The sequence below is a fragment of the Streptomyces sp. WAC 04229 genome, from assembly GCF_003947455.1.
GTDB lineage: Bacteria > Actinomycetota > Actinomycetes > Streptomycetales > Streptomycetaceae > Streptomyces.
On record NZ_QHJH01000392.1, the window covers coordinates 1 to 1,473 of the forward strand.

The window sequence follows — 1,473 nt, forward strand, 5'->3', positions numbered from 1 at the left end:
CGCCCCAGCCGTCTTCGCCCGGCCCGGAACGGAGCGGACCGTCCCCGCCCCCGAGCTGATCGCCTACGGCTTCCCCAAGGGGTACGACGAGGGCATGCTCGCCTCCTACCGGGCCCTGCCCGGCCCGCTCATCTCGGGCGAGTGGGTCCAGCTGGAGGCGGTCACGGCCCACGGGCAGCCGCTGGCGGCCGGGTTCAGCGGGGCGGCGCTGACCCTGGCCGACGGCACCGTCGTCGGCATGGTCACCGCGGTCGCCGGCGCCAAGGACGTACGCGTCGGCCGGATGCTGCCCGTCGAGGTCATGGCACGCCACTTGCCCGACCTGGGCGAGCTGGTACCCACCCCGGGGCACCGTCCGGACGCGCGCAGACGGCTGTACGCGCTGCTGCGCCGCGCCGAGGAGACCGGGCTGGACTGCGACCCGAAACGCCTGTACGCCTCCGCCACGGACGCCTTCGACCCACCACCCCCGGACGAGGGCTTCGCCTCCCTGCGGGACGCCGCCGCCTACGTCCAGTGGGAGGTACCGGAGCCGGACGCGGTGACCCGCTTCGCCGACCGGCTGGAGGAGCTGCTGCACGCACCGCCGTCCCGGCCCACGACCTGGTCGCCGATCGTCGTGGAGATCGACCACAGCGGCGCCGGCGCCGACCAGGTCACCGTCGAGGTGTCCGCCTACCGGGACGGGCAGCGCCGCCCGGTGGGCTCGCGCCGGCTGGCCCGGAGCGCGGTGCGCGCCTTCGTGCAGGAGCACGTCGACGAGGCGTGCAGCCAGCTCGATCCGGGCGCCGACGAGCTGCTCACCTTCGTGCTGCCGCGCGAGTGGCTGAACGAACCGGTGGCGCACTGGGAGTGCGGCGAGGACGACTCCACGCCCCTCGGCTGCGCCTACCCGCTGGTCGTCACCGACCGCCACCGCCACCGCAGCGGACGGCTCCGCCACCAGCTGCGCAAGAAGTGGGGCAAGCTCGGGGCCAGTCAGGGCGTGCCGCTGCGGCGCGTCGACTGCGGCACCCCGGAGCGGCCCGCCGGCCTGCGCAAGCGGCTGCGGGACGAAGCGGAGCTGGCCGGTTTCGGCACCCCGCCGACGACGGCGCGGGAGCACTTCGAGGTGGGTCTGACCGTCCCCGTGCCCGTACTGCTGTGGCCGCGCCGGGGATGCTCGGGCGACGGGCACGACGATCCCTGCCCGGGGACGGCGTTCCTCGACGAGCTGGCGGAGTCGGTGGCCCACGTGCCGCCGTCCCAACTCCCCCGCCTGGTCATGGAACTGCGCGAGACGGCGGAGGCGGCCGACGACCCCGACGGTCACTGGGCGCGCGACGTGCAGCTCCTGTGGGACGACCCCCGCTGCTTCAGCGAGCCCGCGGCCCTGCTGCACTCACCCGTCGGCTGACGGGCCGACGCCACGATGAACCGCCCCCGACCGGACGACCGCCCGACGAGCCTGCGCCCGCCCGACGTATCGACGCC

The 1,473-nt window shown here is 75.4% G+C and carries 1 protein-coding gene; it reads left to right on the forward strand.

Annotation, left to right across the window (positions count from 1 at the left end; genetic code table 11):
* On the forward strand, window positions 1-1,396 hold a 1,396-nt coding region (locus DMH12_RS38455; protein ID WP_125495858.1), incomplete at its 5' end, for a serine protease.
* Window positions 1,397-1,473 lie beyond the last annotated feature (77 nt).